The sequence below is a fragment of the Clostridium celatum genome (genome assembly GCF_021412605.1).
GTDB classification, from domain to species: domain Bacteria; phylum Bacillota; class Clostridia; order Clostridiales; family Clostridiaceae; genus Clostridium; species Clostridium celatum.
In genome coordinates, this window is record NZ_JAJKGM010000065.1 from 1 (window position 1) to 8985 (window position 8985).

Annotated in this window: 6 protein-coding genes; 2 read left to right on the forward strand and 4 right to left on the reverse strand. The window is 26.0% G+C overall.

The window, feature by feature from the left end:
• Window positions 1–126 precede the first annotated feature (126 nt).
• Window positions 127–1263 (reverse strand): non-hydrolyzing UDP-N-acetylglucosamine 2-epimerase, encoded by a 1137-nt coding sequence (gene wecB / locus LPC13_RS15985; RefSeq protein ID WP_005210044.1) that lies wholly within the window; start codon window positions 1261–1263, stop codon window positions 127–129.
• A 220-nt stretch (window positions 1264–1483) separates the two neighbouring features.
• On the opposite strand from wecB, the gene LPC13_RS15990 reads away from it, so the two are divergent.
• Window positions 1484–2449 carry an LCP family protein gene (locus tag LPC13_RS15990; RefSeq protein WP_040418420.1) on the forward strand — a complete coding sequence of 322 codons (966 nt, stop codon included), beginning with the start codon at window positions 1484–1486 and terminating at the stop codon, window positions 2447–2449.
• Window positions 2450–2616: 167 nt separating this feature from the next.
• Here the strand turns inward: LPC13_RS15990 and LPC13_RS15995 are convergent, their stop codons facing one another.
• The 3 genes from LPC13_RS15995 to LPC13_RS16005 form a co-directional block, all read right to left on the reverse strand.
• Complete coding sequence (locus tag LPC13_RS15995; RefSeq protein WP_234089011.1) at window positions 2617–3597, reverse strand: LCP family protein; 981 nt, start codon at window positions 3595–3597, stop codon at window positions 2617–2619.
• Window positions 3598–3736: 139 nt separating this feature from the next.
• On the reverse strand, window positions 3737–5239 hold the full coding sequence (locus LPC13_RS16000; RefSeq protein ID WP_005210056.1) for an O-unit flippase: 1503 nt from the start codon (window positions 5237–5239) through the stop codon (window positions 3737–3739).
• Between the two features lie 10 nt (window positions 5240–5249).
• A complete protein-coding gene (locus LPC13_RS16005) occupies window positions 5250–6341 on the reverse strand; it encodes a glycosyltransferase family 2 protein (protein ID WP_040418423.1) in 1092 nt (363 codons plus the stop codon).
• A gap of 317 nt (window positions 6342–6658) precedes the next feature.
• Here LPC13_RS16005 and LPC13_RS16010 point away from each other — a divergent pair, with 317 nt between their 5' ends.
• On the forward strand, window positions 6659–8683 hold the full coding sequence (locus tag LPC13_RS16010) for an LTA synthase family protein (protein WP_051040635.1): 2025 nt from the start codon (window positions 6659–6661) through the stop codon (window positions 8681–8683).
• The last annotated feature ends 302 nt before the right edge of the window (window positions 8684–8985 follow it).

Genomic DNA, 8985 nt, shown 5'->3' on the forward strand with positions numbered 1-8985 from the left:
CTCTATGTAATAAATTAATATATTTTAAATTATATTACATATTTGTATAAAATTAAAGACTACTGACACTTTGTCAGAAGTCTGAAAAATAAAACCTTAGTACTAAAATAGTACTAAGATTTTATTTTATTTATTGAAATAATCAACAATATGATTGATTATTCTTTTGCAAGCCTTTCCATCTCCATATGGATTAGCTGCGTGAGCCATTTTATTATACTCGACTTCATTATTTACAAGCTCATTTGCTATATGAAATATATCTTCTTTCTTTACTCCTGCAAGTCTTACAGTTCCAGCTTCTATTGCTTCTGGTCTTTCAGTTTCTGTTCTTAAAACCATAACTGGTTTGCCAAGTGCTGGTGCTTCTTCTTGAATTCCACCTGAATCTGTCATTATTAAATAGCATTTTGCCATAAGATTAGCAAAGTCAACATACTCTAATGGTTCTATTAGATGAATTCTATCTTCTATTCCTTCAAAACTTGATTTAGCTAAACTTCTAATTAATGGATTCTTATGCATTGGGAATATAACATCTACATCATTATTACTTTCTATAAGTTGTCTAACTGCTGCGAATATATCCTTCATTGGTTCTCCCCAATTTTCTCTTCTATGAGCAGTTAATAATACTACTTTCTTATTATTAAAATCTATTTTATTTATTGTTTCATTCTCAAATTTATGTTCTTTATTAACAACACTAAGTAATGCATCAATTACAGTATTTCCTGTTATGTATACGTTCTTTGTAATATTTTCTTTTGCTAAATTATTCTTATTGCTTTCTGTTGCTGCAAAATGCATTGTTGCTATAGCTCCCGTTAATTTTCTATTTGCTTCTTCTGGGAATGGTGAGTAAATATCTCCAGTTCTAAGTCCTGCTTCAACATGACCAATTACCTTTTGATTATAAAATGCAGCTAATGCTCCATTTAATGTTGTTGAAGTATCTCCATGAACTAAAACTATATCAGGGTTGCAATCTTTTATTGTTTTATCCACTCCTGTTAAAACCTTATTTGATACATCTACTATAGTTTGACCATGAGACATTACATTTAAATCATATTGTGGCTTAACATCAAATATATCTAAAACTGTATCTAGCATTTCTCTATGTTGTGCTGTTGCACATACTATAGATTCTATTCTTTCATCTTTTTCTAAAGCCTTAACCAATGGACACATCTTTATTGCTTCTGGTCTAGTTCCAAAAACACTTAAAACCCTTACCTTTTTTGTATCTAACTTACTCAATAATTTTACCTCCTAATGCTAACCCTTTGTTGATTATACGTAATACTTAATTAATATTTACTTAATTGTATCATATTAATTAAATCTCAAACAACACACTACCAAAAAGTTTGTAGTTAATATATTTTATTGATTTTATCATATAACCTAATCATACATATAACATAGATATTTTACAATTTTTAGACAAAATGCTAATATATAAAATGAGGTGATGGGCATGAATGAAGAAATAACTAAGAAACGAAAAAGAAAAAGAAAGAGAAAAAATAAAAATTTATGGCTTAAAATTACACTTGGTTTTGTATCAACACTTATAATTTTAATTTTAATAGGTGTCTTTAGCATCTATTCTTTATTAAATAAGGTTGATAATGTAAAACTTGATAATACTGACTTAAGCATTAATACTGAAGAAATTAAAGAATCTTATGATGATGATAAAATTAAAGATATCAAAAATATTGCTTTATTTGGAATAGACTCGGAAGATGGTATAACTGGTAGATCTGACTCTATAATGATTGCAACTATAGATTCTACTCATAAAAAATTAAAACTTACTTCTATTATGAGAGATTCATACGTTAATATAGAAGGTTATGGTATGGACAAGATTAATCATGCTTATGCATACGGTGGTCCTGAACTTGCAATAAAAACTATCAATAGTAATTTTGGGTTAAATATTGAAGATTTTGTTGCTGTTAATTTTTCTTCATTGCCTGTAATTATAGATTTACTTGGTGGTGTTGATATAACTATTACAGAAGAAGAAGTTCCTCATATACCTGGTATAAACTCATCTGGTACATATACTTTAAACGGTGATCAAGCTCTAAGCTATTCCAGAATACGATATGCAACTGGCGGAGACTATGTAAGAACAGAAAGACAAAGAACTGTTTTAAATAGATTATTTAATAAATTAGCTACTCAATCAGTTACTTCATACCCTGGAATTTTATCTACTGTACTACCATATGTTCAAACAAATATGACTTCAAATGATATGTTGGCTATTGCAAGTAAAGCTACAAGCATAATACAAAATGGATTAATTCAAGATAGATTCCCTAGGGACGGATACGGGGAAGGTATAACTATTGATGGAGTATACTACCTATCATATGATTTAGAAACAGCTAAAAAACAAATGATGGACTACATCTTCGATGATAAATAATTAGTCAATAATAAGAAAGGAATTATTAAACCGAAAGGAATATTTGCAATTACCATGAAATAATTAATTAAATTTAAGGTAAAATTGCAATAATTCCAGTAGGTTTAATAATTCCTTTTTTATTTTCCCAATATTAAAATTTTCTTTATGCTTTTCAACTCAAACTTTTACCAAGTTTTATTATCTTCGAATATATATTCGTGCATTTGGTTAATTGTTGTTTCTTCATCAAAGGTTAAGTAAAATACTCCATCTATATAGTCTCCTTCACAATAGCCATCTATAGGAAATCTCTCTTGTTCTATGCTTTTAGTACCTATTTTTAATACTTCGTTTCCAAGTTCTAAAATTTCACTTGAAGATAGGCTTGTTTTAACCATTGGTAATAATTCTGCTAATAATGATGGATAAGATGTTACTGGCACTTCCATTATTTTATTAAATAATTGAGATAGTACTTCTCTTTGTCTCTCTGTTCTTTTATAATCATCTCCTGATGTATATCTTATTCTACAATATGCCATAGCTTGTGTTCCATTTACATGATGAATCCCTGGTTCTGTTATTTGCTCTGAATAAGTTCCATTAGTATTATTAAGATCTCCTATATATCCGTTAATAAACTCCATCTCTTCACTATCTATATCTAAATCTATTCCACCTAATTGATCAACTATTTTAGGTAATGATGAAAAATTTACTGTTGCAAAATCTTCTACATTAAGATCAAAATTTTTATTTAAAGTATTCATTGCAAGCTCTGCTCCTCCATAAGCATAGGCATGATTTAATTTATCTTTTCCATACCCCTCTATATCAACATAAGAATCTCTCATTATAGATGTTATTTTTAACTTTTTATGCTCTGTGTCTAATGTTGCTATCATTATTGCATCCGATCTTCCTATGCCATTCTCATCTGTATCTATACCAAATAAAGCTATATTTTTTATTGTTCCCTCATATTCTTTTAACTTTTCTTGTACCTCTTCTTTTATTCCTATATTATCCTTTTCTATCTTTACCTCTTCAATTTTGTTAAGTAAGCTCCCAGCATAGAACCCTGTAGCAACTATTCCAATAATAATTATCCCAATTACTATACTTATGGATAATAAAATAATTCTTGTACTTTTTTTCATTCTCATATGTTCCTCCCATAAATTTATAAATCTCTTTCTTTTATGTTAAATTATAACATAAAAGATGTTTTTTGTAACATTTTTTTCCTATAATAAAAGTCTCCCATAAGAAAATTTATCTTATTAGAGACTTTAAAATATAAATTTATTTTCTTTTAAAAATTGATAAGTAATATTTAAATTCTTCGCTCTTAAAGAATATTATTAAATATATAACGTTAATTAACACCACATTAATTGCACAATTTGTTATAAAACTAACTATATCGTAACTTTCCTTAAATGGTATTGTAGCATAATTAGTTATTATTAATGGTATTATTGCTATTATTAAATATTTAAAATACATCATAAAATAATCAATAAGCTTTTTATCAAAAACATACTTATAAACAACATATGGTTTTGTCCAGAAAACTACTGTAAAATTAGATATTAGTGTACCAATAAACACTCCTGCAATACCTATATAATTTACTAATATTATTGATGATACAAAATTTATTATAGATTCAATTATTGGTGCATATCTATCTTGATAGAAGTTACCACTTCCACTTTGGAATTGTTCAACGGAACCTCTCATAGATGCAAAGTATACATTAATTAATATTATTGCAAAGGTTAGACTATCTAATAAATATTGCTCTCCAAATACCATTCCTATAAATTGATTTAATGTATTATATAAAGATATAACTATAAATGATACAGCCCAGAAGTTTAAGAAAAATACCTTTTTATGAACATTATATGCCTTTTCTTTATTTTCTGTAGATAACATATTTCCTATACTTGCAGTAAGTCCCATTAAACCTCTACTTACTACTGTTTGACATGCTGTAATTACCATTTGATAGTTTGAATAATTAGCTAACGCTCCTAATCCAACAAATTTTGAAATAACTATATTATCTGTACTATTAACAACTAAATCACCAATCTTATGCATGAACATAGCTCTAACATTTTTTAATAGCTTCTTACTTGTTTCCTCTTCTAAACTTTCTTTTCCTTCATTTAACCAAGAATATCGCTTACTTATATACATATTTATAGTTATGAAATATATAAGATTTACTACTATTTGTATTATTATAAATAGTAAAAAGCTAGGGTATATCTTAAGCATAAAAAATTGAATTAATGTTATTACAAGCTTTGAAATTGTAGTTCCAATTGTAACCTTATATTCCTCTTGAGCTACATTTAATATACATAATCTATGTGAAAACATATATGATATAAAGCTATTTAATAAGAATAATATAAATCCTATACTTACTAGTTTTAAATCAATATTTTCCTTTATAAAATACTTTAAAAATGGAGTAATTATAAGTCCTATTATTAATATAACAAAGCCAACACTTCTATAAAACTTCCCATAAAATCTTATATAGGCTCTTATTTGACTTCTATCATTATCTGCAAATGGTTTATATAATGAATATATAATTGCAGTTCCAACTCCTAATTCAACTATAGAAAGCCATCCTATTATATTATTGTATAAGGAGTTTAACCCCAAAATATCACTACCTAATGTATCTAAGAAAATTTTTCTTATAATTAAACTAGGTATAAATGCAATTATAAAACATAATATATTTGCACTTGAATTAATTAATGCCTTTTTAGTCCTCATCGTTTCTCCCTTACTTTAAAATTCTATTTTTCATTTTATTTATATTTATAATTACTATTGGTATAATTGGCATATTTAATGTTAAAAGCTTATACTTTTTATTTTTAATATTGTATTTGGATTTGACCTCCACTAAACTTTTATCATTTAATATTTGTTTTACCTTTTTATATTTAACACTTATACTATCATTATTGTTTTCATGAAAAATATTAACTAAACATCCAACACAAACTGAAATTAATCTACTATTAATTCGCTCTTGTATTTCTTTATTAATTTCATAATTATTATTATTTATTAACATGCCATTACTATTTAAAACTTCATTAGTAATAATAAGTTTTTCTTTATTATTACTCTCAAAAATATTCTTAATAGCTTCGTTCACTTTTAAATTCTTATTCCAAAGCTCACTATCATATTTAGTTACTAGAGAATTTGTATTAAATCTATAATGATATAAAGCTTCATTATATATGTAGATTTTTTTACATTTAGTAAAATACTTTAAGTTAAAAATTAAATCTTCTGCATAAGATAAATCATTATCAAATAAAATACTATACTCTTCGATTATATTTCTTCTATAAATACATCTCCAAATTGTTGCCATTATATAGCTTTCTCTTTCATCTTCTCCTGAAATTAAATTGAAAATCCACTTACTATATATTTCTTCTTCATTTAATATAGTTTCTTTTTCAAATGGAATAACTTCTCTCTCACTTCTATTTGGATACTCTCTTATAAAACTATAAACTACAGCATCAATTGACTCATTAAATCTATCTATTATTTTTTCATACATATCTAATTCTAACCAATCATCACTATCAACAAAAGTTATGTAGTCTCCTGTAGAGTTTTTTATTCCTAGATTTCTTGCAGAGCTTACCCCTGAATTTTTTTGAGTAAATACTCTTATCCTATTATCACGCTTTTCGTATTCTCTTGCAATTTTTAAACTATTATCTTTAGATCCATCATCAATTATTAGTATCTCTAAATTTTTATAACTTTGTTTTACTATTGAATCTAAACATTTATTTAAATATTTTTCTACATTATATACTGGTATTATTATACTAATTTTTTTCATCATAACACCTCTATCAATTTTATATTTTATCTCTTCTGTACATCACCTAATATACCTTTTCATATGTAACTTTAAACTTACTAACCAAATTTGGTAATACCTTTTAAATTATATACTACTTATATCTATTTATAAATAAATTTAACCTTTAAACTCTACCAAATACTAGATTATTCATGAAATTTTCACATATTTTCATTAATAACCTATCTTGTATATATTGGTTTACTTCTCTATAATTAATATGTTAAAAAGTTTTTACTTTTTAACATATTAATTTTAACTTTACAAAAAATTTAATTTGAGGAGAGTTTGTATTGAACATAATAAAAAAAATTTTTAATAAAAAAGTATTAGTAAGTTTACTTTTTTTTATTGCCTATTCCTTCTTGTTAACATTTACAATTGAAGCAATTACTAGAGGGGAATTTGTACAAGCTAAAGATTTTGTAAGACATTTTTTTAGTAAATTTGCTTTTAACACTTTTATTGTTGCTTTAACCTTAAGTCCTTGTTTTTTATTTAAAAGAAGACTTTTTGTATTTACTCTAATTACTTCTATTTGGATTATATTTAGTATTGGTGATAATCTTGTATTACAATTTAGAGGTACTCCATTAACAGGAGCAGATCTTGGAATGATAAAAAATGGACTAGAATTAAGTAATCAATATTTAACATCATCTTCATTAATATTAATGATAATTGCATTGATCGTTCTTATTGTTGCACTGATTGTAATTTTTATAAAATCACCAAAAGTAAAAATGAGCTATACATTAAATATAATTTCATTAGTATTACTTATTCTTATATCACCAAGAATAACTGATTATGCTATGGAAAAGAAAGTTGTTAGTAAAAATTTCTGGGATATTACTGCTAAGTATAAAGAATATGGATTTGCTTTTTCATTTTTAAATAGTATTGTTAACACAGGTATAGACAAGCCTCAAGGTTACTCTGATTCTTTAGTTGAAAAAACTAAAAATGAAATTAATCTTTATAGTACCGGTGAAGAAACTGTAGATGAAGATACTACTGATTCAACTGTTGTAAATACTTCTAATACTAGTGTAACTCCAAAAACACCAAATATAATAATAGTTCAATTAGAATCTTTCATAGATCAATCTATGTTAAAAGATTTTACATTTAATAAGGAAGTTACTCCTAATTTCCAATATTTAATTGATAATTATTCTTCTGGATTCTTAGAAGTTCCTTCTATTGGTGGGGGTACTGCTAATACAGAATTTGAGGTAATAACAGGATTATCTTCATCACTTTTTGGTGCTGGTGAATTCCCTTATAATACATTATTATCAAGTAAAACTTCCCCTTCATTAGCTTCATATTTAAAAGATTATAATTATGATGCTGATGCTATGCACAATCATGAAGGAACATTCTATTGTAGAAATAAAGTTTATAAAAATCTAGGCTTTGATAGCTTCGCTTCTCTTGAAGTAATGGGTTGTAATAATAATGTTACTCCTCTAGGCTGGGCAAAAGATACCTTATTATTACCTGAAATAAAGCTTTCTTTGGAAAAATCAGAAAATCCTGCTCTTGTTTTTGCAGTTTCTGTTCAAGGGCATGGTGGGTATCCAAGTGATAAAGAAGATACTACCGAATTTGAAATTACAAGTGATTATAATGAAGAAAATAAAAGCAGATTAGAATATTACCTTCAACAAATTCATGAAATGGACATGTTTATAGGTGAATTACTTGAACTTGTAGAAGCTACTAATGAACCTACTGCTGTTATATTATATGGTGATCATCTTCCAGCTGTAGGCTTATCAAATGATGATTTAATTACTGGCAATCAAAAACAAACATCATATGTTATTTGGGATAACTTCGGATTAGAAGAAAAAGATGAAGATTTAAAGGCATATGAACTTAGTTCAAAGATATTATCTGATTTAAACTTCCCATTAACTACTTTGGCCAAGCTTCATAGAAGTACTATGCCTACTGATGAAAAACTTGAAAATTTAAAAATATTAGAATATGATATGCTTTACGGCAAAAATTACACATCTGATTACACAAAAGCTATCCCATCTGATAATTTTAAATATGGTCTTAGAGACTTTATCATTGATAATGTTGTTATTAATAGCGATTATATTGAAATTACAGGTAAAAACTTTAATACATTTAGTAGAGTTTTTATAAATGATAATATAGTTGATACTGAATATGTAAATGAAAATACTTTAAGAGTTAAAACAACAGATATTAATAGTGGTGATTCTATTATAGTTAAACAAACAAGTTATTCTAAATCCACTATTTTTGTTACCTCTAATGAATATATATTAAAATAATATTAAATCAGGCTGCATTCAAATTACTCATAATTTAGTGCAACCTGATTTTTTTATTTATTATTTTTGTTGAATATGGCTTGTAATTATTTTTATTAAATTATTGATTTAATTTCTAAAATTAAAAGTAGCTCATTATTAATTGTAACTATATATTCAGTAATTCTTATAAATTAAATACCTATAGCATCATCTTTATATATTTTATTTTCTACATAATCAAAAAAAATCGAGTAGGAGGAAAATAATTATTTTATTTTCCGTCCTCTCACACCACCGTGCGTACCGGTCTGGTACACGGC